The organism is Nostoc foliaceum FACHB-393, from assembly GCF_014698505.1.
Lineage (GTDB): Bacteria > Cyanobacteriota > Cyanobacteriia > Cyanobacteriales > Nostocaceae > Nostoc > Nostoc foliaceum_A.
Genome location: NZ_JACJTD010000081.1, coordinates 1 through 23,505, shown reverse-complemented (window position 1 = coordinate 23,505; position 23,505 = coordinate 1). Strand labels below are relative to the sequence as shown.

General features: G+C 41.9%; 23 protein-coding genes, 3 tRNA genes, 1 rRNA gene and 1 pseudogene. 13 read left to right on the top strand and 15 right to left on the bottom strand.

The window, feature by feature from the left end; all coding sequences use genetic code 11:
• From rrf to H6G92_RS33885, 7 genes and pseudogenes are all read left to right on the top strand, one after another.
• A 5S ribosomal RNA gene (rrf, locus tag H6G92_RS41415) occupies window positions 1-103 on the top strand; the annotation flags it as partial.
• A 255-nt stretch (window positions 104-358) separates the two neighbouring features.
• Window positions 359-678: pseudogene (locus H6G92_RS33910) on the top strand (DUF4277 domain-containing protein); the annotation flags it as partial.
• Window positions 679-1,185: 507 nt separating this feature from the next.
• Window positions 1,186-1,353 (top strand): hypothetical protein, encoded by a 168-nt coding sequence (locus H6G92_RS39905; protein WP_242059423.1) that lies wholly within the window; start codon window positions 1,186-1,188, stop codon window positions 1,351-1,353.
• Between the two features lie 380 nt (window positions 1,354-1,733).
• Window positions 1,734-2,912, top strand: a complete 1,179-nt coding sequence (locus H6G92_RS33900; RefSeq protein WP_190900665.1) for a hybrid sensor histidine kinase/response regulator — start codon at window positions 1,734-1,736, stop codon at window positions 2,910-2,912.
• 516 nt (window positions 2,913-3,428) lie between these two features.
• On the top strand, window positions 3,429-4,388 hold the full coding sequence (locus H6G92_RS33895; RefSeq protein WP_190900663.1) for a ribonuclease Z: 960 nt from the start codon (window positions 3,429-3,431) through the stop codon (window positions 4,386-4,388).
• 577 nt (window positions 4,389-4,965) lie between these two features.
• On the top strand, window positions 4,966-7,179 hold the full coding sequence (locus H6G92_RS33890) for a GumC family protein (RefSeq protein WP_190900662.1): 2,214 nt from the start codon (window positions 4,966-4,968) through the stop codon (window positions 7,177-7,179).
• Between the two features lie 329 nt (window positions 7,180-7,508).
• Window positions 7,509-8,654: a SpoIID/LytB domain-containing protein gene (locus H6G92_RS33885; RefSeq protein WP_190900660.1), complete on the top strand. Its 1,146-nt coding sequence runs from the start codon at window positions 7,509-7,511 to the stop codon at window positions 8,652-8,654.
• A gap of 83 nt (window positions 8,655-8,737) precedes the next feature.
• Here the strand turns inward: H6G92_RS33885 and H6G92_RS33880 are convergent, their stop codons facing one another.
• Window positions 8,738-10,036 (bottom strand): hypothetical protein, encoded by a 1,299-nt coding sequence (locus H6G92_RS33880; RefSeq protein WP_190900658.1) that lies wholly within the window; start codon window positions 10,034-10,036, stop codon window positions 8,738-8,740.
• Between the two features lie 239 nt (window positions 10,037-10,275).
• Between H6G92_RS33880 and H6G92_RS33875 the strand changes: the two genes are divergently transcribed.
• Complete coding sequence (locus H6G92_RS33875; RefSeq protein ID WP_190900656.1) at window positions 10,276-10,755, top strand: hypothetical protein; 480 nt, start codon at window positions 10,276-10,278, stop codon at window positions 10,753-10,755.
• 89 nt (window positions 10,756-10,844) lie between these two features.
• Here H6G92_RS33875 and H6G92_RS33870 read toward each other — a convergent pair.
• From H6G92_RS33870 to murA, 7 genes are all read right to left on the bottom strand, one after another.
• A tRNA-Gln gene (locus tag H6G92_RS33870) sits at window positions 10,845-10,916 on the bottom strand.
• A gap of 260 nt (window positions 10,917-11,176) precedes the next feature.
• Window positions 11,177-11,974 (bottom strand): WecB/TagA/CpsF family glycosyltransferase, encoded by a 798-nt coding sequence (locus tag H6G92_RS33865; RefSeq protein ID WP_190900654.1) that lies wholly within the window; start codon window positions 11,972-11,974, stop codon window positions 11,177-11,179.
• A 533-nt stretch (window positions 11,975-12,507) separates the two neighbouring features.
• A complete protein-coding gene (locus H6G92_RS33860) occupies window positions 12,508-12,723 on the bottom strand; it encodes a hypothetical protein (protein ID WP_190900652.1) in 216 nt (71 codons plus the stop codon).
• A 33-nt stretch (window positions 12,724-12,756) separates the two neighbouring features.
• A tRNA-Leu gene (locus tag H6G92_RS33855) sits at window positions 12,757-12,840 on the bottom strand.
• A 108-nt stretch (window positions 12,841-12,948) separates the two neighbouring features.
• The gene (locus H6G92_RS33850) at window positions 12,949-14,070 is read right to left on the bottom strand and encodes an alpha-hydroxy acid oxidase (protein WP_190900650.1); all 1,122 of its coding nucleotides are present in this window, start codon (window positions 14,068-14,070) and stop codon (window positions 12,949-12,951) included.
• An 87-nt stretch (window positions 14,071-14,157) separates the two neighbouring features.
• The gene (locus tag H6G92_RS33845) at window positions 14,158-15,033 is read right to left on the bottom strand and encodes a M48 family metallopeptidase (RefSeq protein WP_190900648.1); all 876 of its coding nucleotides are present in this window, start codon (window positions 15,031-15,033) and stop codon (window positions 14,158-14,160) included.
• Between the two features lie 320 nt (window positions 15,034-15,353).
• A complete protein-coding gene (gene murA / locus H6G92_RS33840; RefSeq protein WP_190900669.1) occupies window positions 15,354-16,721 on the bottom strand; it encodes a UDP-N-acetylglucosamine 1-carboxyvinyltransferase in 1,368 nt (455 codons plus the stop codon).
• A gap of 409 nt (window positions 16,722-17,130) precedes the next feature.
• Here murA and H6G92_RS33835 point away from each other — a divergent pair.
• Both H6G92_RS33835 and H6G92_RS33830 read left to right on the top strand, forming a co-directional pair.
• Window positions 17,131-17,212, top strand: a tRNA-Leu gene (locus H6G92_RS33835).
• A gap of 94 nt (window positions 17,213-17,306) precedes the next feature.
• Complete coding sequence (locus H6G92_RS33830) at window positions 17,307-18,128, top strand: TrmH family RNA methyltransferase (protein ID WP_190900646.1); 822 nt, start codon at window positions 17,307-17,309, stop codon at window positions 18,126-18,128.
• Window positions 18,129-18,134: 6 nt separating this feature from the next.
• On the opposite strand, the gene H6G92_RS33825 is transcribed toward H6G92_RS33830, so the two are convergent.
• The 3 genes from H6G92_RS33825 to H6G92_RS39900 all read right to left on the bottom strand — a co-directional run bounded on the left by H6G92_RS33825 (window position 18,135) and on the right by H6G92_RS39900 (window position 19,474).
• Entirely contained in the window at window positions 18,135-18,389 is a 255-nt protein-coding gene (locus H6G92_RS33825; RefSeq protein ID WP_190900644.1) for a hypothetical protein, read from the bottom strand.
• Between the two features lie 310 nt (window positions 18,390-18,699).
• On the bottom strand, window positions 18,700-19,125 hold the full coding sequence (locus tag H6G92_RS33820; protein ID WP_190900642.1) for an acyl-CoA thioesterase: 426 nt from the start codon (window positions 19,123-19,125) through the stop codon (window positions 18,700-18,702).
• Between the two features lie 181 nt (window positions 19,126-19,306).
• A complete protein-coding gene (locus tag H6G92_RS39900; RefSeq protein WP_190900640.1) occupies window positions 19,307-19,474 on the bottom strand; it encodes a hypothetical protein in 168 nt (55 codons plus the stop codon).
• Between the two features lie 185 nt (window positions 19,475-19,659).
• Between H6G92_RS39900 and H6G92_RS33810 the strand changes: the two genes are divergently transcribed.
• The gene (locus H6G92_RS33810) at window positions 19,660-19,824 is read left to right on the top strand and encodes a hypothetical protein (RefSeq protein ID WP_190900638.1); all 165 of its coding nucleotides are present in this window, start codon (window positions 19,660-19,662) and stop codon (window positions 19,822-19,824) included.
• Window positions 19,808-20,374, top strand: coding sequence for a thermonuclease family protein (locus tag H6G92_RS33805; RefSeq protein ID WP_190900636.1), 567 nt, complete (start codon window positions 19,808-19,810; stop codon window positions 20,372-20,374). The genes H6G92_RS33810 and H6G92_RS33805 overlap by 17 nt, the downstream gene beginning before the upstream one ends.
• 92 nt (window positions 20,375-20,466) lie before the next feature.
• On the opposite strand, the gene H6G92_RS33800 is transcribed toward H6G92_RS33805, so the two are convergent.
• The 4 genes from H6G92_RS33800 to H6G92_RS33785 form a co-directional block, all read right to left on the bottom strand.
• Window positions 20,467-21,348 carry a carbohydrate ABC transporter permease gene (locus tag H6G92_RS33800; RefSeq protein WP_190900634.1) on the bottom strand — a complete coding sequence of 294 codons (882 nt, stop codon included), beginning with the start codon at window positions 21,346-21,348 and terminating at the stop codon, window positions 20,467-20,469.
• Between the two features lie 125 nt (window positions 21,349-21,473).
• Window positions 21,474-21,812 carry a type II toxin-antitoxin system PemK/MazF family toxin gene (locus H6G92_RS33795; protein ID WP_190900632.1) on the bottom strand — a complete coding sequence of 113 codons (339 nt, stop codon included), beginning with the start codon at window positions 21,810-21,812 and terminating at the stop codon, window positions 21,474-21,476.
• Entirely contained in the window at window positions 21,799-22,023 is a 225-nt protein-coding gene (locus H6G92_RS33790) for a ribbon-helix-helix domain-containing protein (RefSeq protein WP_190900630.1), read from the bottom strand. Before H6G92_RS33790 ends, H6G92_RS33795 begins: the two co-directional genes overlap by 14 nt.
• A 52-nt stretch (window positions 22,024-22,075) precedes the next feature.
• Entirely contained in the window at window positions 22,076-22,255 is a 180-nt protein-coding gene (locus H6G92_RS33785; RefSeq protein ID WP_190900628.1) for a hypothetical protein, read from the bottom strand.
• A gap of 455 nt (window positions 22,256-22,710) precedes the next feature.
• On the opposite strand from H6G92_RS33785, the gene purN reads away from it, so the two are divergent.
• Complete coding sequence (purN, locus tag H6G92_RS33780) at window positions 22,711-23,373, top strand: phosphoribosylglycinamide formyltransferase (RefSeq protein WP_190900626.1); 663 nt, start codon at window positions 22,711-22,713, stop codon at window positions 23,371-23,373.
• Window positions 23,374-23,505: the final 132 nt, after the last annotated feature.

The following is a 23,505-nucleotide window of genomic DNA, read 5'->3' as shown; positions in this document are numbered from 1 at the left end:
GCGGTGGAACCACACTGAACCCTTCCCGAACTCAGAGGTGAAACGCTGCTGCGGCCACGATAGTTTAGGGGTAGCCCTACGCAAAAATAGCTCGATGCCAGGATTCATTTTTCTATCAAAGCCCCCTCATGATTTCTTGAGGAGGCTTTTGTTTTTGCTTAGAATCTCACATCGCAGTATTTTTGTCAACGCGTAAGTTCTGTTTTTACTATGCGTGTAGTTCCTATAGCACCAAATCATTTTTTCCTTCCACCCAAGACTTCAATCATGCTTAGATGTTCATCGTGAATTGTTGGCTTTTGGTATCCCCCACGTTGTTTTGCTTCAATGCCACATTCCGCACCTAAAACTGGCATACAATAAAATACTTGGACAGCACCCGCAAGAAAAGGTGAGTGCGGGTCAGGCGGTCAAAGCAATGATACTAAACGGGTTAGGGTTTGTATCGGGAACATTATATATGTTTCCTAAATATATGGATAGCTATGCTTGTGAACACTTGATAGGAGAAGGAGTATTACCAGAACATTTTAATGACGACAGACTAGGAAGAGTATTAGACCAATTATATTTAAAACGATTAAGTGGAATCTTCACTTTGATAGCGTTAGCAGCAGTAAAAAATCTGGAGTGGATTTATCATCGTTACACTTAGATTCTTCTTTATTGCACCTGCACATTGTCATTTTACTCAAGCTTTCCTTTTATCAACTTTTTTGAGTTACTCACTCTATTTTCAGTAACTATACTTTTTCATGCAGTATTTTTTATAACTATCCTTCTTTTTCCCAACTCCAGCTTGATTTTTAACTTTTCATCACTTGCCATTAAGAACCTTCCTTTGCTAACCAACCTGAATGGCGCGACCGAGGCAAATCCTCTAAGTCTGAGTAAGATACTGCCATCGAATCAAACAATTACTTCATGTATAGGTTACCGTAGTTTGTGGCTCAATTACATGACATGAGCAGATTTTTAAAGTTTTCCACCGTTTTCATTTTCGTTGAGAAATTGCTGATACATAGGTCTAGCTATTGGTAAAAAAATTGTCGAGGGCATGGGGATCGGATCTGGGCTGAGTCTAAAGCAGTCATAGGAACAGTACTTTATGTTACCTTCAACGCAAACTAAGGTATCTTTGAATATATGTACATTACACCTGCCTAATAACTTCCTAAGAACTGTATGTTTCCTAATCAGGCATTGCGACCCATTGAAGTTTTGCTAGTTGAAGGCTCTCCTAGTGATGCTAACCTAAGCATCAAAAGCTTTTTAAATGCCCAAATTGCCAACAACTTACACCAGGTTGAAGCTACTGAAAGTGCTATGAACTATTTACGGGAGCAACAATAATTCACTAATGTTCCCCGTCCAGATTTAATCTTACTCGACCTGAATCTCCCAGGAATGGGCGCTAAGTGTTAACAAAAATCAAATTAGAACCGAATTTTAACTGTATTCATATTGTTATAATTACTACCTAAAATAATGAACATTCTATACTACGTTCTTATAATCTCAGTGCTAATTGCTATGTAATAAAAACTATTGATGTCTACCACTTTATTCAGATTGTGCATTTGATCTAAGATTTCTGGCTGATAGCAATAACACTACCACGAAAGTAATGGGGTTGGGAATTTAAATTGTTGCTTAAAACAGCAGAGAATTAAACCCTGTCTAACAAATAGGAAATCAGGTGATTATCTGACAAATTGATATAACCCTGTACTATGGAAAAGCTCATAATTCACATTCTATTAGTAGAAGATAGCCCCAGCGATGCCCATTTGCTACGCCGGATATTTTTTCACGCAGATCAAGAACAATGGCAGATGTTACATGTTGAACGGCTATCTCAAGCAATAGATGCTACCAGGGAAAACTCTGCGCCTAACCTTGATGATTTTCAGATAGAAAGTCAAAGGCAACCGAGATTTGACTTGGTTTTGTTAGACCTCAGCCTCCCAGACTCTATTGGACTGGATACCTTGAAAAAATTTCGGGCAGCAGTATCCGATATCCCGGTTGTGGTGTTAACAGGGCTTGATGATGAAGATTTAGCAATGCAAGCATTAGCAGAAGGCGCACAAGACTATCTCGTTAAAGATCAAATAACGATACAACGGTTAGTGCGTGCCATTCGCTATGCCATTGAAAGGAGTGAAATTCTCAACCAACTACGGGATAGTGAAGAACGCACCCGTCAGGCGCTGGTAAAAGAACAGGAACTCAACGAGTTAAAGTCGAATTTTGTAGCAATGGTTTCCCACGAGTTCCGCACCCCCATGACCACGATTCGGACGGCTGTAGATATCCTTGAATATAACAGCGAAAAACTAACTTATGAGCGGAGAACTAAATACTTTGCTCGAATTCAAAATGCTATCAATCAGATGCTCCATCTATTGGATGAGATATTGTTCTTGAGTAAAACTGAAGCAGCTAAACTCGAATACAAACCTACACTTGTGGATTTAGAAAATTTCTGTACAGAACTCACAGATATTCTGCAACTCAATGCAGGTAGTCAGCACAGTATTATCTTTACTTTTCAAGGGGAATCCACCCAAGCCCAAATGGATGAAGACCTATTAAATTGTATCTTTACCAATTTGATCTCAAATGCTATCAAATATTCTCCTGAAAATGGCACTATCTGGTTTGATTTGATTTGTAAAGATCACTTCGCCACTTTTCTGATAAGAGATCAGGGCATGGGCATTCCCTTCAAAGACCAAACTCGTCTGTTTCAAACCTTCTATCGTGCCAGTAATGTGGGTGTAATTCAGGGAACAGGACTGGGACTCACTATAGTTAAAAAATGTGTGGAGCTACATGGTGGTCATATTCAATTAGAAAGTGAGCAGGGTGTTGGCACAACAGTAATTGTAACTTTGCCACTGCAATGACTATGCGGCTCAAGTAATTGTTACTATTTCTTAGAGAATTTTGTTGATTTAGTGACTATCAAAAAATAAATCATTCAATCCTAATATATTATCATGTGTGTTAGTCCTATATTTCAATATAATATTTAACAAAAACCATGATTATAATGCTTAAAATACCCCATTGTATGGCAAGACTAAATTTGTCCTTTATATTTATCAATTTTTAGGTCGAAAGCGCTATAAGAGTCATTATATCTAACACTATTTTAGTCTTGCCATGCTACTACTTTAGTCTTGCCATGCTACTACTTAAGATTTATTTAGTTGCTTATTTTGGATAAAGTTGAGCTAAAAAAGCTGGTAATAAGATAGACAATCAGGTGATTGTACTCTGTTAAACACCATTTTTCAACTAATCCTTGTTGGGTGATGGATTCAAAAAGGCAACTTCCCTTTAAAAGTATTTTGCTCATTAACCGTGTCACTATAGAAAATAGAGCTGCAAATTGAGCAATAGGAAGACTAAAGAACGCTGTGCAGATAACATTCTTAGGCACGAGTTCCGGTGTACCCACGCGATCGCGCAATGTTTCCAGTGTCGCCCTGAGATTACCCCAAAGGGCAGAACTATGGTTATTCGACTGTGGCGAAGGCACCCAGCATCAAATTATGCGGAGTGAACTGAAAATCAGTCAACTTTCCCGAATTTTTATCACTCATATGCATGGCGACCACATCTTTGGCTTGATGGGACTTCTTGCTACTTGCGGCTTGGCTGGCAACGTGGAACGAATTGATATATATGGGCCACCTGGATTAAATGATTACATTCAAGCCGCCTCCCGTTACTCTTACACACACTTTTCCTACCCCATTAAAGTCCATGCCATCCGTCCAGGGGTGATTTATGAAGATGATGACTTCACTGTTAGCTGCGGTAATTTGCATCACCGCATTACAGCTTTCGGCTACCGCGTAGCCGAAAAAGACCGGACAGGACGCTTTGATGTAGAAAAAGCCAAGGCCTTGCAAATCCCTCCTGGTCGCATTTATGGTCAACTCAAGCGTGGTGAAACAGTGACCCTTGCTGACGGACGGGTGATTGATGGCACTCAATTATGCGGACCTACAGAAATTGGTCGAAAGATTGCCTATTGTACAGACACAATTTATTGTGATGGTGCAGTGGAATTAGCTCATGATACAGATGTATTAATTCACGAAGCAACCTTTGCTCATCAAGATGCAGACATGGCTTTTCAGCGGTTGCATTCCACAACCACAATGGCAGCACAAACAGCTTTAGCGGCTGGGGCGCATAGACTGATTATGAGTCATTTCAGTCCCCGCTATGCTCCCGGAAATACGTTGGAATTGAAGGATCTCCTAAAGGAAGCCCGTGCTATTTTTCCCCGTACTGACATGGCTTATGATTTCATGATTCATGAAGTACCCAGGCGGCGGGAAGTAGAGTTAACCAAGGTAAGCGTTTAAATTTTAAATTTTAGATTTTAGATTTTAGATTTCCTATCGAACCTTTCTAATCTAGAATCTAAAATTAACCAGGCTCTATTTTGGAGTTTGGTAGTCGAACTTATAATGCCCAGCAAATAGATAGCAGTTTAGTTTGATGAGTAAGTTAACTAGTTAACCAATAATTTACGGTTCACTAAGTGTATCAATAATATAAAAACAGTATGGTTTAAATATTTTTCTCAACGTGTTTTTTATATTACAAGTTCTCAAAATAACTTTCATACTATAGTAATATTATAAATCAGAGATTTTTCTAATTAAATATTTAGGAAAAATCATTAATTTTTCGTCAAGATTTTCCTTCCTTAAATAAAATATTTATTAAAATTTTATTCTCACAACACTGATTAAGAATTTATATGCATGAATTGATGAACATGAAAGTAATAGTTGGCATAATATTATGCCAAGTGAGCTTGTTATTGCCGGAAGAATAATTAAGTATGCTATTGCGGTTATAGGTGTAAAAAACATTTTACATTTCTCATAAATCTTCCAAATAAATATAGTGTTTCGATATTAGAGGAGTTTGATAGTGGCTAAGACTAGTCTGAACCAAGAGCAACAGGTTACTACTTCAGCACAAGGCGCAGTTGACATCAGACAACTATCTACTATTTTGCTTCGCCGACGTTTGCTGATCTTGGGGGTTTCCTGTGTAGTTATGTCAGCTGCTAGCCTCCTAGCTTTCATTGCTAAACCTACTTACCAGAGCAATATGCAGATATTGGTAAATTCCAATTTATCTGAAGGCACACAGTCAAATAATATCCCACAAAGAGCAGACATCAAGGTTAGCGATCCCAATTCTCAAATTGTTGATTCCACTACTCAGATTAAACTCATGCTGAGTTCTAAGTTACTTCAGAAAGCCGTAGATCTACTTCATTCTGATTATCCTGATATTACCTTAGAGGATATTAATGGTCAAACAGAACAGAATAAAAAAGCACCTCTAGAAGTGACTCCAGAAGAGGGTGGCATAGGAACTAATAAAGTTTTTAGTCAATTATTTAAAGTTTCCTTCAATGATGACGATCCAGTCAAAACACAAAGAGTACTTCAAGCTATACAAAAAGTCTATAAAAGCTACAACAAAGAGCAACAAAAAGAACGCCTAAATCAGGGACTGGCTTTTGTCAACGCTCGCCTACCTGAGATAAAAAAAGAGGTGGATAAAGCTGATAAGAATTTGGAACAGTTTCGCAAGAAACATAAATTACTCGATCCCGAAGTCCAAAGTAAAATCCTGCTAGAATCTTTAGCCGATATTCAAAAACAGCTACAAACCACTCGTGCCCACCTTCAAGATGTAAACGTTCGCTACGATAATCTAGAGCAACAAATAGCCTCCTCATCCCAGCAAAATGCACTAATATCTTCTCGTTTAAATCAGTCAAGCCGCTATCAAACACTATTGAGTGAAATTCAAAAAACTGAACTAGCCTTGGCTAAGGAGCGGCTGCGCTATACAGATGATTATCCATCGGTACAAAAACTAAAACAGCAACGCCAAAGTCAACTGTCGTTATTACGACAAGAAGTGAAAGCTATTACTACTGGCAGTAAGGGAGAACCGCTCTTCAAAACTCAAATGGTAGGGGTTGAGCCAAAGCTAGTAGACGAGTTAATTCTGGTGCAGACAACTGTTTTAGGACTAACTGCCAATGAAAAGAATCTAGCCGAGTCAGAACAGCGACTTCGCTCTGAGCTAAACAAATACCCAAGTTTAATAGCAGAGTATAACCGTCTGCTGCCAAAGGTAGAAACTAGTCGTAAAACCCTTGAACAACTAATCCAGGCGCAACAGTCTTTGGGACTTAAAATTGCTCAGGAAGGATATAACTGGCAAATATTGACAGAACCTGCTCTGGGTACTTATATGGGGAGCAACAGATTATTACTTTTGGTTGGAGGAGCGGTAATTGGGCCGATTTTAGGTATCTTAGCAGCCCTGATTTTGGAAACGTTTAATGACGCTATTTATTGTGCGGGAGATTTAAAGAAACTGACGAACCTACGTTTATTGGGGTCAGTGCCAAAACTACCGTCGCATGGTGTCAAAAAGCGGCGGCTGGGCCTGCCTTGGAATGGGCGGCGAAGCTCAGATCCCTCTGTAATAGAAGCCAGTACTAAATTGCCTATCCATGAAACCTTGGATATGATCTACCAAAATATTCAAATATTAAAATATCCCTTACCCTTCAAGTCGCTGATGTTTACTTCAGCACTACCAGGAGAAGGGAAGACAACCTTAGTATTAGGGCTTGTGGCTAGTGCTACCCGGATGCATCGACGGGTATTAGTAATTGATGCTAATCTACATAATCCTAGCCTGCATAAAATTCTGGAACTATCCAACGACTGGGGACTATCTCTGTTATTAGTTGATGAGACGACTACTCATTTTCAAGATTACATCCAGCCCATTCACCCCTCCATTGATATTTTGACTGCTGGGCCGGAACCTGAAGACACGGTGAAGTTGCTCAGTTCTCAACGGATGAAAGAACTAATAGAGTTGTTCGAGCAAAGTTATGACCTAGTACTAATAGATGCTCCAGCTATTTTAGGCACGGTTGATGCCAGGATTGTGGCATCTTTTTGCAATGGTATTGTGATGGTAGAGCGCATGGGTAAAGTCACCCGAACTGAACTAACTCAAGCAACAGAAATTTTGAGTAAGTTGAATTTAATTGGAATTATCGCTAATGAAGTGAGCAATTCTCAAAAGGTATTGGCATCGTAGACCGAAGAAGACGCGGCGACCCTCTTGAAACTCTCCGTGTCCCCACTTTACCGCGTCATCTTTTGGACGGTTTTTAAATGCGATCGCACTGTTATTTGTAGAATAAAGCACGGGTGAGAACTACTGGTATGCGCGATCGCTATCACCACAGGTAGAAACTTTTGCCAAGAGCAACTGTCAAGATTAACTGATTTCTACCTTATAGCTAAAGCAAAATGCATAATTAATAGGAGGTGGCAACCTCCTGCGTTGGAGAAGTGTCTCATCTTAAGTAGTAGACGCTATAGTCTAGAGCGTCAATTAGATACTAGTGTGATTAGATGATCAGCATGAAATTCCAACTTTACTTAGGCTCTTTATTTTCCCAGATTAAAGTACGTCATTGGTGGGTCAGTGTCTTCTTGTGGATAGCTTTGGTTGCTCCCGCTCAAGCATCTGTAATCCTACGCGTGGCAATTGAGAAGGGAGTTAATCAGGTAAAAGTGGGCAGTTCCACTACTGGAGTCATTAAGGATAGTACCGGCCGTACTCTGGGACAGTTGCCGGCGATGAGTGCATATTATGCCCAAGCTGTTCCTGGCGGTGTGGCTTTAGATAAGTGGCAGTCTGGTTTATTTTGGATTGAGCCAACAGGTAAAGGATTCGTTTATATTGGCGATCGCTGGTATCGGGGTAGAACTCTGGTTGTCCCCACAGAAAAAGGCTTAACCGCTGTTAACTGGGTTGATGACCAAGAATATCTTTACAGCGTTCTCGGTGGCGAAATGAATGCTAGCTGGCCCCAAGAAGCACTCAAAGCCCAGGCGATCGCAGCTCGCACCTACGCCCTCTACGAACGAGAAAAACAACGAAATAATCCCATTTACGACTTAGGGAATACCCCTGATCGCTGGCAAATTTACAAAGGTGTAATCAGTGAATCTCCTGCTACCTACAAAGCAGTGGATGAAACAGCAGGGCAAGTACTAACTTATAAAAACAAAATTATTCTCTCAGTTTTCCACGCTTGTTCTGGAGGACACACGGAAAACGTAGAAGACGTTTGGGGAAATGCCTTGCCGTACCTGCGAGCTGTTCAAGACTATGATCAAAATATTAGCGCGTGTAATTGGGTAAAAACCTTCTCTTCCAGTGAGATTAGCGCTAAATTCCCTGAGGTGGGCAGTGTGACGGCGATGATTCCAGAAACATATTCGCCTTTCCGCAGTGTCAAAGTCTTGAAAATTGTCGGTAACAAGGGTACGAAGGTGCTACAGCGCGAGGAAGTGCGGACAGCGCTGAAGCTAAAAAGTACCCGCTTTAGCGTTACCAAGGGAGCGGATGGTAGTTTTGTGCTGCAAGGGCTTGGCTTCGGTCATGGTTTGGGCATGAGTCAGTGGGGGGCTTACAATCTGGCTCGGCAAGGAGTGAACCACTTGCAAATTTTAGGGCATTATTATCAGGGTGTAGCCTTAACACCAATTCAGGCGAAGTAAGAAGAAAGTTAGGAGTTAGGAGTTAAAAGTTAGGAGTTTTAGATAAATCTTAATTATTCACTCCTCACTCTCAACTCTTAACTCTATTCCCCACTCCCACGTTCCAAGCGCCGTTGCCATTCAGCATCAATTTGTGCAGAACGCTCAACTTCTTGGTCGAGTAAGTCAGTTTCGCTGGAATACACTAAATCTTCGTTGCCAATGACTTTTTCTGTGGCAAATTGTTGGGCATAGTCGATTTTTTGTTGTAAAGGTGCATCAGGGCTTGCCAATAGCCTTGATCTGGAAAGGCGATCGCGGTTGCGATCGCCTATTTTGCGATTACGCCACCGAATCCAGAAATAACGCAATAACGGTATACCTAAGAAACCTACTCCGTAAGCCAATAGCAGCCAATAAATTCCTTGAACAAAAGCTACAACTCCACCTAATTGAGCGGCAACTGTGCCATCTCTCAACAAACTTCCCAGTACTAAAGCACCAACAAAATTTAGTATACCCAACCCAGCACTCAGCATAATTTGCCCAGAGCTTGCAGCACTAAAACGCCAGGGAAATTCCTCCAAGTAAGCTGATATTGCATGACGGCGCTTTTTAACTGCACTCACCTGCAACTCTGGGAAGTAATAAACAATTTGCCCTTCTGGGCTTACCGTTGGTTGCCCATTAAATCGCGTCAGAACGGGCAGCATATAATCTTCGTACTCTCTTATATATCCCTCGCCAATGTCATCCAAATATGGAGCAATTTGTTCTGCTACCACTGCACCACGGTTACTCCGAATCACTGTAGCAATTTCTTGCCAGCGACGTTCTTCTAAGTTGGCATTAGGATTACCATCGCCAAACAAAAACGAAAACACAGCTTCAAAGAAATTCAGATTGCTTTCTTCCCGGCTGCCACGTCGCCGTTCCTGATAGTGGGTGTCATAATTTGGGCTAAGATACCAAAATAAATTTGGAAAATAGAAGAACCCCCCACCGCCAGAATTACTACCCTGATTGTCGCCGTCACGGTCTGAATTCGCAGCGGTAATGATAATGAAGATAGTAACAGTTATCAGGGCGATGGAAACAGTTAAGAAAATTCCAAAAGAAATACGAATCAGGTAAAACAGAACACTCCAGACCTTTTTCCACCATTCCTGCAATCGTAACTGGAAGTATTTCTTACGTAAAACTGCTCGGAAATTTTGTGGAAAAAGGAAAACTATATCACCTGAATCCGCTACCTGCAAATGCCCCCCAGCATCAGATGCCAGGGCTAACAAGCTTTGATTAGCTTCAGCGACGTTCAATCCTGCCTGAGTTGCCACATCACCAACGGTGACACGGTAGCCCAGTTTTTCCACAGCTTGCATGATGGTGGGACTGGGAGCCATTGCTCTCCCCTCCTGTTGAAACTTATTTCCCTTTTCTTAAGTATAAAGTTTTATTTTGAGCGACTTGGCAAAGGTAGGGATAAAGCATGAAATCAATAAAAATAGAAATTCGTACCGATGAAAGCCATTGTCAGTCCATACTTTGAAGCTCAAGTCTATAAACCAAGAAATTACCCAACACACAGCATGTTATAATTGTTTCCCTCAGCTTGGTTAATCAGCAAATTTTCTGCTCAAATATGGTTCAGTACACTCTCGCTCAAAGCCCAGAAATTATCCTTACTGTTTCTGGAAAAGATTCAGCCAAAGCCCGTGATAAAGCAATGGATCAGCTGATGGAACTGATGGATGCAGGTAAGCTACCCACGGAACTGGAAGAAGGATTTGGACCTCAACAATTAATTGAGGTTAAAGAGTCAACGATTGATACTGCTAGCGGTGAGGATACCATTACACAAGCTGTCCAGGTTCTGAGTAACCTAGCCACGCTCAAACTGAAGGTTCAAGAGTCACGATCTGAAGCATTGGAAATTCGCAAAGCGGTTGATGTTCTATTCACCGATGAGTCGGTGACAGAAGAGGAAATTACTCGGCTCAAGGAAGGTTTTAAAGTTCTCAAAAATTTCGCCCAAGCTAATGTGCGTTATCAGGAAGCGCGATCTAAAGCAGAACAGGCTCGGCAGACTCTGGATCAAGCTCTCAAATCTCCTGACAAGTAACATTTACACAACCGGATGAATTGAGACGCATATTAAAAATGTAATTAGATACTTTAAAAGACAGGTATAACAGCCTGTCTTTCTTTTTACTGGGGCGCTAGGATTCGAACCTAGGGATGGCGGGACCAAAACCCGCTGCCTTACCACTTGGCTACGCCCCAACGAATTTACTCTACTTAATATAGCAGTTAGTCATGGGTTAATGTCAAGTACTTTAATAGTTTATTTCAAATAACGGGTTTTTATAGCAGGACATTGATTGGTCGGAATGATTGCACTTAGACTTTTTCATTACTTTTGGCTGAACCCTTGAATCTTGGTTGGCTGTATCGTCGAACTCACATTAATTGATCCGATAGTGATGAAAGAGGGTTACAAAATTCTGCAATGTTCTGTAGAACAGAACACATATTCCTTTTCTTTAATCCCCAGTTTGTTGAAGGAAGACAGCTGCAATACGACTTGATGATAGTAGTTGCTTTGTAGCCAGCCATATAAAGAGTGGAATGGTTTTAGCATAGCGACCGCAAAGCCGGCGCGGTTCTTGAATCCATCGATACAGCCATTCAAGTCCTAAGTCTCGAACTATGCGGGGTGCCCGCTTATGAATTCCTGCATAAACTGGGAAAACTCCACCCAGTCCAATCATTACAGCTTGTATTTTACCCTTATGTTGAGCTATCCAATTTTCTTGTTTGGGACATCCCAGAGACACTAAGACGGCGCTGGCACCACTAGAATTAATCTTTTGAACCAAAGCTTCGTCTTCAGTTTCAGTGAGTGGACGAAAGGGTAGAGGTTCCATCGCCGCAATCTTCATCTGCGGAAATTCTTGCTCTAACCTTTTTCGCATCCTAGAAAGAATTTCTGTTTGGGAACCTAAAAAGAAAATACTAAGATTTTGTGTTTGAGTTAGCTGACACAAGGCTAGGAAAATATCCATCCCTGCCACACGGTCTTGGTAAAGCGCTCCCATTTTCCGCATCATCCATACTAGAGGCATACCATCAGGAGTAACTATATCTGCATTTCGTAATACGGTGGCAAATTCTGGATTCCAATGAGCTTCAATGAGCATGTGTACATTGGCTACGTATACAGTTTTACTCTCACGCCTCCTTGCCCACTTCAGTATTGTTTGTACTTGGTCATCAAAGCGCAAAGCAGTAATAGGAAAATCCAGTACTTTTTTAGTAGGTAGAAGCACTCTTGCCACCATCAATAACTCCTGTGTCCAAGAAAAAAATCCATAAGATTACCTAGACCATTCCGAATATTGGAAAATTCAGATTGGATGACTCCTGACTTTTTGTAGGCTTGTGTCATCGTTGGAAGTTAACACATGGAGATGCAATTGCCTTCTTAATATACTTTTGACTTAATCGGTAATATTAGAATTATTTGCTGCTGTGTCCTAGCTTACTGTTTTAAGCTAGGGGTTTTAGACGCTGTTTGACAAAATTCATACTTACTTCATAATTAATTTTTGATTTGTTCATGCAAGCATTACAATTGCGAGAAATTCCTATAGACATGCATTTAAATGAGTAACATTTATAACGTAACTTAGTTACGCATAAAAGCGAAACATTAGACACTCAGTCTGCCAATTTTGATACGTAAGTATGCGCTTAAGAGGTTTAATTCAAATTAGTAGATTTTCAAAAATAAATAATAAGATTTTCTTATCTCATTAGTTGTCAAATTTATTATAAATTTAATTTAGTATAATTATTAAAAAATCCCTAAATTTTATTTTTTCTGAAATAAAAGCCCAAAAAATAAGGGGAAGATAAGTTCATCTTCCCCTCCTCTATTGTTTTTGTTATTGTCTGGCTTGTTAGCTTCTTTGAGTCTTTGTCGTAACATTTGCCTTTGTTTTTTGAGTTGCCGCTTCCTCGCAGAACCACCTCTACCCTTGTCATTCCTGCCTTCTTTACGGGGAGATTCCCATCTTTTTAGGCGCATAACTATCTAACCTCTTTACTATTTGCTTGGTAGTGGGCAGGAGGAGAATCGAACTCCTATGACCGCAAGGTCGCCACATTTTGAGTGTGGTGCGTCTACCAATTTCGCCACCCGCCCATATATCCAACCTTAACTAGTATACTCTAATTAAGTGATTTTGTAACAAGTCTGAAAATTAATTTTCAAAGTTTTGTAGGAATAATGTAAGTCTAAGAATTTTCTGGCTTACAGGCGTGGCAGGGTTAATAAACTAGGGTCAATATCCGGTAGTTTTGCACAGCCGCTAAGTGCCATTCCCAGATTTAACTCATCTTGTAGTAGTGAGATTACATGAGATACACCCACTTGTCCTGCTACTGCTAGTCCCCACAAAATGGGTCGTCCGATCAGTACTGCTTTTGCTCCTAATGCCAGAGCTTTGAGAATGTCTGTACCCCTACGAATGCCTCCATCCAATAGTACTTCTACTTTACCATCCACTGCTGCTACTATTTCAGCTAGGGCATCTAAAGAAGCGATCGCACCATCGAGTTGTCTCCCACCATGATTGGAAACAATAATTGCTTTGGCTCCATATTCTACAGCGCGAACGGCATCATCTCCCCGTAAAATTCCTTTGACGACTAAAGGCAATGGAGATAAAGATTGCAGCCATTCCAAATCGTCCCAAGTTACTGCTGGGTTTAGCTGTTGGGCAAAATAGGTAAATAAACCAGATTCGCCTTTTTCATGGGAAATATCTAGCCCTGAGATAGTAGCGAGATTAGCCAGATGTAAATCTAGGGGTAAGGCAAACTCGTTACGTCTATCTCTCTCTCGCTGTCCGAGAACAGGTGCATCTACAGTCAGACAAAGTGCTTTGTAGCCTGCTTTATAGGCTTTTTCTACTAAAGCACGAGTTAATCCTCGATCTTTATGGATGTAAAGCTGGAACCATTGCAGAGAATCAGGAAATTTATCACATGCAGTCGCCACTTCTTCAATACTCTTTGTGGCCATTGTACTTAACACCATGCCCACACCGGCTGATGCCGCAGCTAGAGCGGTAGCAACTTCTCCGTCTGGATGGGCTAGACATTGAAAAGCCATCGGCGCAATTAACAAAGGTAGTTGCAGGGGTTGCCCTAAAATAGAGGTAGTGAGATTGCGATCGCTAACATCGACTAATACACGAGGTCGCAACTTGAGTCTCTCAAAGGCAGCACGATTATCTCGCAATGTGATTTCGTCCCAAGCACCACTGCTATAGTAATCAAGCGCCATTTGAGACAGATGCCCTTTTGCTAGCTTTTCATACTCAAAAAGATTTATAGGTTGAAAGCGATCGTCTTTGATTACAACTGTCATGGTAGCGGCTGTGGGTTAATCACATTTTGAACATCTCACTCCAAGCTTTTTTTTGCGCTGCTGATTACCAGTTGTGATCTAGTGAATCTACCAGTTGCGCCACCCGCCCTGAGGTGTAACTTCATTAGTATACTTAAGTCCATGACTTTGGATTAAAGATTGATATTCTGTACTGCTTGCCCAACGATCAATTTCTCGCGCCCGTAGTACTGGCACTGGATGGGTTAATTGGGCTGTGCGAGCAGCTTTAACCATTTCACCTAGTTCGGTTTTGCTAATATCATCGTAAGCGCGGGCTTGGGCAACAAAGGCATCGAGATTCAGTTGTGGCGCTAAAGTGGGGGAACCACCCGCCAACTTCATCAACACTGACATGACAACTTTGGGGTCTTGGGTTGCTAGTAATGCAGCGCGATCGCAGGTAAACTCAGCACAGCGTACCCATTCTAAAAGCTGTGCTTGTATCGCTTGAGCAACGAAAGTTCCAACATTGGGCACAATCGCCGCAGCTAATATTAATAAATTTACAGGAGTCAAATAAACGCTATGGTCACACTTGAGATGCCCCAACTCGTGGGCAATTACTGCCTGTATTTCCTCAGGTGTGAGGATATCAATTAGGGATGTGTGTAGCACAACAAACGGCTGCTTACCCCGCACAGCAAAAGTATAGGCGTTGGGAGCCGGATGTTGCCGGACGTACAACTGGGGAGGCTCTATATCCAAGATTTTACAGGCATCTAACAACAGCTTGTATAAATCAGGGAGTTGCTTTTCACCCACCAGAATGCTAGAGGCAATATTTTCTACATAGAAAACCTGCTCTGCCATTGGACCAAGCCAATTTCGCACCAACATATCTATGCCTGGAATTTGCTTGAGCGTTTTAGTAGCTTCCAGGTCTAATGGATGACGAAATGAGTCAGCTTTTAAACCAATCAGAGGGGTTTTGAAGAATGACATAATGCAGCAAGCTATAAAAAACACAACTATGGAACCTGGCTGTTTATTTAACCAGCCATCCACAGTTAGTATAACGATTTAACTAGGGTGGGCAGAGGGAGCAGAGGGAGAAAATTTTACTTTGTCTCCCTCATTCCCCTTATTCCCGCCTCATCGAAGAGGAAAAGGGGCAGGGGGCAGGAGGCAGGGAGCAGGGGAGAAGACCCATAAATAAATTTACTTGCTCTGAAACCCTTGATTACAGGAGAAATTCTAAATCCTCCCCCTTGCTCCCTGCTCCCTGCTCCCCTGCCTCTTCAGTCAGTCTAAACCTATCAATTTCAACTTGAAAGGCTACTAATGCTAGGAGCGATTTCTGCATCTGCTGATGCTTCGCCCACACGGAGGATTTTAGCTCCCAATTGTTGCAACTTCATATCGAGTCGATCATAGCCGCGATCGAGGTGTTGTAATCCTTGAATTGTGGTTTTTCCTTCTGCCGCCAGTCCTGCTATAACTAGCGCTGCCGATGCTCGCAAGTCTGTGCCTAATACTGGTGCGCCAGACAATTTCGGTACTCCCCGAACAAAAGCAGCGTTGCCTTTGACACGAATGTCTGCTCCCAAGCGATTCAACTCTGAGGCATGACGCAAGCGATTTTCAAAGACGGATTCGTTAATCACGCTATCGCCTTCGGCCAATGTCAGCAAAGCCATGAACGGCGCTTGCATATCTGTGGGAAAACCTGGATGGTATTGAGTTTCAATATCCGTTGCCTTGAGGGTTTCCGCTGGCAGAATGCGTAAGTGTTCAGGCTTTTCCTCAATTATTGTCACCCCAATATCCCGCAGCTTGGCAATCACTGGTATAAGATGTTCTGGAGCCACTGGCGAGAGAAGAAGTTCGGAACGGGTAATTGCTGCTGCCAACAAAAACGTCCCAGCCTCAATGCGATCAGGAATTATACTGTAGTCAACAGAATGCAACTTGGGCACTCCTTCGACAATAATCCTGCTAGTCCCCGCCCCCTTAATCTTCGCTCCCATCGCGTTACAGAAGTTAGCTAAATCAACTACTTCCGGTTCTCTGGCAGCATTTTCGATGATCGTTTCACCCTCAGCCAGGGTAGCCGCCATCATCAAGTTTTCTGTTGCTCCAACACTGGCGATGTCTAAGTAAATCTTCGCACCTTTTAATCTTTTGCTGCTGCCAGGAACGTAGGCATTACAAATGCCATGCTCAATCTGTACCTCAGCCCCCATTGCTTGCAGTCCCCGAACATGCAAGTCAACTGGTCTTGCCCCAATAGCACAACCACCTGGTAAGGGCATCTGCGCTACTCCTAATCTTGCCAGAATGGCACCAATGGCGAAGAAACTCGCCCTCAGTTGGGTAACTAGTTCGTAGGGAGCTTTTGATGTTTTAATTTCGCTAGCGTTGATGTCTAAAATATCACCTTGCCGCGTTAAGCTTACACCCAAAGCCGATAATACCTGACCCATCCGGTCTACATCCGCCAATAAGGGGACATTACGGATACGACAATCGCCCGGACACAGCAAGGCTCCAGCCATGATTACCAGTGCTGAATTTTTTGCCCCGCTAATTTTCACATGACCTCGCAAAGGATGCCCACCCCAAATTTGCAAGACTGAGGAGTCTGCTTCTGGAGCAATTTTAGCATCTGGTAAGCTGGTAGAAGGATTGATAAGCCTACCTCCAAAAGTAATACGTATTTTATATGTTTGAAGTTGGTTTTGATTCTACAGTAAAGATTCAAATTGTCCACGTTTTAGGGCAACATCTTGCATAAAAAAAATGTTTTTTGGTGAAAAATGCGGGCTAAAAAGACGTAATAGCAAGTGTTTTGAGCTTTTAAAAAATTTAATAAAAACGGAGGAATAAGTAGTAGTTTTAAGCAAAATTAAATACTCAGTAAAATAACTTAAGTGTTCTCTAAAAATCAATGCTGTACTGTTCAGTTAATATTTTGATTCGACCTAATCCCCTGAAAAACTTGTTTCCACTCTGAGCCTCTTAAACGAGGCATTATGTTTACACTTGACAAAGGTAAAACATAACGCAATAATAAGAAATTGTCTATAAAGACAAGTGCCAGCGGAACTGGCGGAATTGGCAGACGCGCTAGATTCAGGTTCTAGTGCCGCAAGGCTTCCGGGTTCAAGTCCCGGGTTCCGCATATTATTTAAGTTAGGAGTTAAAAGTGAAGAGTTATGAGTTGAAAGAAAACTAAATTAACTCCTAACTCCTAACTCCCAACTCCTAACTTTTTGATGTTGACCAGTTTACAAAATTCCCTAGTCAAGCAAATCCGCAAACTCCACTCCACCAAGGAGCGGCACAAGCAGCAGTTATTTTTACTGGAAGGAACACACCTGTTAGAGGAAGCTTGTGCGGTGAATTACCCACTAGAAACAGTGTGTTGTACCCCAGAATGGCAAGCAGCCCACTCCTCACTCTGGGAAGAAGCTTGTAGTAAAAGCGATCGCGCTGAAATTGTCAGTAAAGAAATCTTGGATGCGATCGCTACTACAGTCCAACCGGATGGTGTGGTTGCAACGGCAAAACGAAGCGTTGGCGCTTCGTACACCGGAGGTATAGGCCAAACTCAACTACCATTTACTGGTTTAGTGGTAGCTTTAGAAACGGTACAAGATCCCGGCAACCTGGGTACGATGATCCGCGCTGCTGCTGCTGCTGGAGCATCAGGATTGTGGGTAAGTGGAGATAGTGTAGATTTAGACAGTCCCAAAGTTCTCCGGGCTTCAGCAGGGCAATGGTTTCGCCTACCAACAGCCGTAACCGAAGATTTAAAAGCTACAGTTCAACAAAGTCAGCAGGCAGGAATGCAGGTAGTGGCAACCTTACCCAGTGCGACTTTAACTTATTGGGAGGTGGACTGGCGCAAACCTAGTCTGATTTTACTGGGAAATGAGGGTGCTGGATTGTCGGCAGATTTAGCAGCGATCGCAGACAAGCAAGTAAGAATTCCTTTGAGTCCTGGTGTGGAATCTTTGAATGTGGCGATCGCAGCTGCTTTAATGTTGTACGAAGCTCGGCGGCAAATAAGTCAAGAGTTAGGATTTAGGAGTTAAAACTTCTTACTCATGACTTTTTGTTATTTCTTCGAGATATTGTTCAATATCAGCAACTGCGTCCTCAAGAGCCGCTAAATCAATATCTGTCAAGTCTTGATCGAGTTCAACTTCACTAAGACTACTAGTATGCAGTTGTGCGAGTTGGGGGATTTCTTCATCCTCAGTTGAGCTTTCTTGTAAGATATCTTCCAACTGATCGAGGGATTCTTGAAACACTTGATCCGCGACGCGGCGCTGTTGTGGTTGACTTTGCTCCATAATATTGACTTAAAAATCCTGATTTACTAAGCTAATTTTGATTCCAGTTCCTACAAATTTAAATTTTGCACTTATAACATCATAGTTGTGTATTCTTGATCGTCAGCATTACCGGGGTAAAAAATCAAGGGACTTCCAAATAAAAAAATATACCATCGCTATAGAGGCAGGGGGCAGGGAGCAGGGAGCAGGGGGAGGGATAGTCGTAGTGAAGTCCAGAAATTGGATAATTTAATTTCTGGAAGTCCCCAATCATTTGTTTTTCATTAGAAGAATTAAGATTCATTAAATGGCGAATAACAAACCATTTTTAGCTTCTAACACCTGGGTTTTGGATTTGCAAAAATTTGTCTAACATGACACTGGGAATTGGTCGTGGGCGCATTGTCTGTGCATCTACCCAAACCCATAGCGCCTCTGCCGTTACTAACAAATTATCTTGGTTTTGTTTACGAATTTCGTAGCATCGCAAGGCACGAGTCCCGCGCATTTCCTTCAACCAGGTAGTAACTTCTAGGGTATCGCCTGCCACTGCTGGGCGTAAATAGTCAATTTCTACCCGCCGCATGACAAATACACCACCTACTTGCCGATATACATCCAAGGTTAAGCCCAGGTATTCTGAGTGCTCAATAGCTGCTTGTTCTAGATAATTTTGGTAGACGGCGTTATTTACATGCCCAAGGGCGTCCATTTCATAGTGTCGGACGCGTAGCAGAGTTTTGAACGGTAGCATAGTTTAGTTGGTACTGCGGCGCTGTTTTTTACACTTCTCTATATTAGTTTTTCCATTTCAGTGTTTTTACTACCTCTAAACCAATTCAAATCTTGCTTGAAAGAAGCGAAGATACTTTGGCTCGTAAATCATTTTGAGTCCGCGGAGGCGATCGCGATTATAAGAAATCTCTTAAACTGCTTCAGCAGTCAGATCCATGTGAGGTTATACAACGGCTGTTGGCGATCACTTTCTCAAAAGCATTCCCCTCTAAGCCCATCGCCTCATATTTCACCTTCGCCTCAAGCACAGCTTTCTTAGTCGGATCTAAGACAGCATCCAAACGATGTAACACAATCAGAGGCAACATTCATTACCCGGCGGTACTGAGGTGGACGGTAAAAGCCTCGGAGTTTGTCGGCAATGCTCCAATAAAACCAACGAACTCTTGATTATTAGAATTTTCTGTATTTAGCACCATAGGAATTTTGAGTAATTAAGTTAGTGTAAGGTATTCTCTATATCTGTAATGCTTGTTGGGTAGACGAACTGGGGATGGCAATCTCATTTACTCTTGCTGATTGGTACAACATTACATCACGAGGTGTAGGGGCACGGCACTGCCGTGCCCCTACGGGTGTACCTCACGTAAACGAGAAGCGCTATAGTGTCCGATTCCACAGAGAGAATTTGGTAAGTTTGGATGGAGAAATTAATTAAACCAGTGCGATTTTGGCTTTGTGCAACTATCATAATTTTGGGTTTATTCGGCTGCGATCGCTTTGTCAGTAATTCTGGAGAACCAGTTGAGCGAGTCAGTGATGGCGATACTTTAGTAGTGAAAGACACCAATGGCAAAAACTTTACCGTGCGCTTTGCTTGTGTAGATGCGCCAGAGATAGCCCATACTAACAAAGAAAAGCAGAGTAAACGGACTAGCGATCGCAATCAATTTACTTGGGGTGTAAAAGCTCAAGAACGGGTGCAAGAACTGGTACAACAAGGAGGCGATCGCGTGACTTTGAATATCACCGATAGCGATCGCTATGGACGCAAAGTCGCCGAAGTCCGTTTAAAAAATGGCACTTTTGTACAACAGGTGTTGTTGCAAGAAGGATTGGCAAAAGTGTATCGTCCCTATTTAAACAAGTGTCCTAGCAAAGACTTAGTTCAACAAGCCGAAGCTAAAGCGAAGGAACAACGGCTTGGTGTTTGGAGTGATACTAAATTTGTTAATCCTTGGGAATATCGCAGCTTATATAAAAAGTAAAAACTCTAGCTATTTCTAATTAAATGCACTACATTTCTTGCCATTACATATTTGCAGGATTTAGCAACTTCCAAAATTCCCCCCTGCCTCCCCTACTCCTCTCCCCAAGTTTGCAGTTGCAAATAAACTAGTACCAGCGTCACTGCTAGTAACACCGTCGCTGCTGCTGCTGCATAACCAAAATCAAATTGAGCAAAAGCCTCTTGGTAAATGTAGTAAACCAGCAAATTAGTCGAATTCAGCGGGCCACCGCCAGTCATCACATAAACTTGCTCAAAACTCCGCAATGTAAAAATTGCGGTAGTGATGATTGCAAATATGACAGTAGGGCGCAATCCGGGGAGAGTAATATACCAAAATTGTTGCCAAGCATTTGCTCCGTCTAAATCTGCTGCTTCATAACGACTGGGAGGAATTGCTTGCAACCCTGCTAAAAAAACCACCATATTGAAACCCAGTTGTTTCCAAATACTCATTAAAATAATTACTGGCATTGCCCAAAATGTATCTCCTAGCCAAGGTATAGTTGGAATGCCAAAAAAATCTAATAATCCGTTAACTGGCCCTGATGTTTGAAACAACCAGCGAAATCCCAAACCGGCTGCCACAAGTGAGATAATTGAAGGCAAAAAATAGGCACTCCGCAAGATGCCCCGCAAAGGAATGGAGCGGTTTAATAGCACTGCTAATCCCAAGGAGATAACTAAACTGGGAATGATGGTGGCAACAGTAAAATAAAAGGTGTTGCCCAGAACTTGCCAGAAGTCGGGATCGAGTAGCAAGCGCCAATAGTTTTTTAAGCCTATCCAATAAGTGCCTTTTAAAGTGAAACTACCAGCAGTGAAACTGAGGTAAAACAAATAGGCGATCGGCCAAATAATAAAAACGCCCAGTAAAATTAGTGCTGGTGTGAGAAAAATCCAGGCAGCTACTGTATCAGTATCCAACCACGAATTAGTATATTTTTTTGGCATCTATAATTTTTCCTCTTAGCTGTTATGAACTTCCGCCCTGATTCTACCCTTAGCTTGGGTAAGCTCTTGGTTCATAATTATCTCTACTTGGAGTCTTTACTTAACATCGCTATTTTTCTGCAAACTCAAACCAATCCCAAATGCAATTTCAACGCCGCATCAATTAGTACCATCATCTCTTCGTTTAAACTACCTAATACCTCACCAGTAATTCGTTGCTTAGAAATTGTTCGCACTTGCTGCGCTTGTACTTTAGAAGGGTTCGTTAAACCGCTAACCTCTGGATTAAGCAAAACTTCAAAGGGATAAACACGGCTCACGTTAGAAGTAAGCGGTAAAATTGTCACAGTGGTAGCAGCATTATTACTTATATCATTACTGACAATTAACACTGGACGACGTTTACCCATTTCTGAACCCATCACCGGACTAAGATTTGCGTAATAAATATCACCACGTTTCATCTGTTAAACCATCTGCTATTGTCACATCCCAATCGTTATCAACTTCAGCAGACGCTTCTCGGTAAGCTGCCTCTAATTCTCGGTTTCGCAGCAATTCTAATGCTTCTTCAATTACTTGAGAACGAGATTTACAGCCTTTATCCCGCTTGTAGTTTTCGACAAACTCCACTAAATACGGTGGCAAGGAAATAGAGAGTTTTTCTACATTCATCTTCCTACCAATTAGTAGCAAAAATAATTCCTACTAATATACTAGCTTAATCTCAAAGCCCAACAGGTGCGATCGCAATACGGTTCGGATAAAGTTTTTTGATGACAGACCTAGATCGCAAAGACGCGATAAATCGCCGTCTCTTGCCTTCCACATCTCTAACTTCACTGGGCAAAGGGTTCAGCCCTGGCTCATACTCACTGACCCCAATCAGCAACACTACCTTCGCCATTTAACTCACCTATGCTGCGATCAAGTCCTATGCAGCTTTAATCTCTGTGTTATATCATGTCCGGTAAAAGACTTATCATTAAGACCGCAGGGGCAGGGGGCAGGGAGCAGGGGGAAAGAGAGTTTTAAGATTTTTGCATAGATGCCCTGAATAATAACTAATTAAGCGGACATGATATTATTTCCTTCATACCAAGTTTTAGAATATCACCTATATTCGAACTAGTGCCGCAAGGCGGAAGTCAAAAGTCATGCATAATTCTATTCCAAGCTCTTGCGCCATTTAAATCAGTCAACAGTCAACAGTTATCACGGTTTCAGGAAGGGGATATTGCTAAATCAAAGGATGAAGTTTTACCTAATTTATGTGAGAAAAATCCAGGCAGCTACTGTATCATTATCCAACCACGATTTAGTATATTTTTTTGGCATCTATAATTTTCCCTCTTAGCTGTTATGACTCTCCGCCCTGATTCTACCCTGAGCTTGATTTCTCCCAGTATTAGCGATGTTCACCAACAAGTCGCCCCTTTAAAACTAGGAATTATGGCTTCTGGGAATGGCAGCAATTTTGATGTAGTTGCTCAAGCTATCCAAGATGGGCAGCTAAATGCCCAAATTCAAGTTTTAATTTACAATAACCCCTCAGCGAAAGCAGCCGTCAAAGCAGCCAATAGAGGTGTAGAAGCTGTTTTATTGAATCACCGCAACTATAAAAGCAGAGAAGAGTTTGATGAGAAAATTGTGCAGACATTGCGGCGCTACGATGTGGAATGGGTGATTTTGGCAGGTTGGATGCGATTGTTAACATCAGTTTTCATGGATGCCTTTCCTGATAAAATTATCAATATCCATCCTAGTTTGTTACCTAGTTTCAAAGGAATCCATGCTGTAGAACAAGCCTTGGCATCTGGGGTAAAAATCACTGGTTGTACAGCCCATATCGCTTGTTTAGAAATGGACAGTGGCCCAATCTTGATGCAAGCCGCAGTACCAGTATTGCCAGATGATACAGCAGAAACACTCCACGCCCGGATTCAAATTCAGGAACATCGAATTTTGCCACTAGCGATCGCTCTTGCAGCTTCTTCGTCAAAAACCACACTAAGCCTAACGTAAAAATATAGAATCCATTTGACATCTTTTACTATCTTGAAGTACAGTTACCGCAAAAGCCGTATCCAGCAGTCATGCCGTACTCTAGCAGCCTAACAGACGAAGAGTGGGAAATCCTTGAACCCCTACTGCCGA

Coding starts and splice junctions, on each gene's coding strand:
- H6G92_RS39905 (WP_242059423.1), top strand. CDS start 1,186: ATGTTTCCTAATCAGGCATTGCGACCCATTGAAGTTTTGCTAGTTGAA.
- H6G92_RS33900 (WP_190900665.1), top strand. CDS start 1,734: ATGGAAAAGCTCATAATTCACATTCTATTAGTAGAAGATAGCCCCAGC.
- H6G92_RS33885 (WP_190900660.1), top strand. CDS start 7,509: ATGAAATTCCAACTTTACTTAGGCTCTTTATTTTCCCAGATTAAAGTA.
- H6G92_RS33880 (WP_190900658.1), bottom strand. CDS start 10,036: ATGGCTCCCAGTCCCACCATCATGCAAGCTGTGGAAAAACTGGGCTAC.
- H6G92_RS33875 (WP_190900656.1), top strand. CDS start 10,276: ATGGTTCAGTACACTCTCGCTCAAAGCCCAGAAATTATCCTTACTGTT.
- H6G92_RS33865 (WP_190900654.1), bottom strand. CDS start 11,974: ATGGTGGCAAGAGTGCTTCTACCTACTAAAAAAGTACTGGATTTTCCT.
- H6G92_RS33860 (WP_190900652.1), bottom strand. CDS start 12,723: ATGCGCCTAAAAAGATGGGAATCTCCCCGTAAAGAAGGCAGGAATGAC.
- H6G92_RS33850 (WP_190900650.1), bottom strand. CDS start 14,070: ATGACAGTTGTAATCAAAGACGATCGCTTTCAACCTATAAATCTTTTT.
- H6G92_RS33845 (WP_190900648.1), bottom strand. CDS start 15,033: ATGTCATTCTTCAAAACCCCTCTGATTGGTTTAAAAGCTGACTCATTT.
- H6G92_RS33830 (WP_190900646.1), top strand. CDS start 17,307: ATGTTGACCAGTTTACAAAATTCCCTAGTCAAGCAAATCCGCAAACTC.
- H6G92_RS33825 (WP_190900644.1), bottom strand. CDS start 18,389: ATGGAGCAAAGTCAACCACAACAGCGCCGCGTCGCGGATCAAGTGTTT.
- H6G92_RS33820 (WP_190900642.1), bottom strand. CDS start 19,125: ATGCTACCGTTCAAAACTCTGCTACGCGTCCGACACTATGAAATGGAC.
- H6G92_RS39900 (WP_190900640.1), bottom strand. CDS start 19,474: ATGTTGCCTCTGATTGTGTTACATCGTTTGGATGCTGTCTTAGATCCG.
- H6G92_RS33810 (WP_190900638.1), top strand. CDS start 19,660: ATGGCAATCTCATTTACTCTTGCTGATTGGTACAACATTACATCACGA.
- H6G92_RS33805 (WP_190900636.1), top strand. CDS start 19,808: ATGGAGAAATTAATTAAACCAGTGCGATTTTGGCTTTGTGCAACTATC.
- H6G92_RS33800 (WP_190900634.1), bottom strand. CDS start 21,348: ATGCCAAAAAAATATACTAATTCGTGGTTGGATACTGATACAGTAGCT.
- H6G92_RS33795 (WP_190900632.1), bottom strand. CDS start 21,812: ATGAAACGTGGTGATATTTATTACGCAAATCTTAGTCCGGTGATGGGT.
- H6G92_RS33790 (WP_190900630.1), bottom strand. CDS start 22,023: ATGAATGTAGAAAAACTCTCTATTTCCTTGCCACCGTATTTAGTGGAG.
- H6G92_RS33785 (WP_190900628.1), bottom strand. CDS start 22,255: ATGGCGAAGGTAGTGTTGCTGATTGGGGTCAGTGAGTATGAGCCAGGG.
- purN (WP_190900626.1), top strand. CDS start 22,711: ATGACTCTCCGCCCTGATTCTACCCTGAGCTTGATTTCTCCCAGTATT.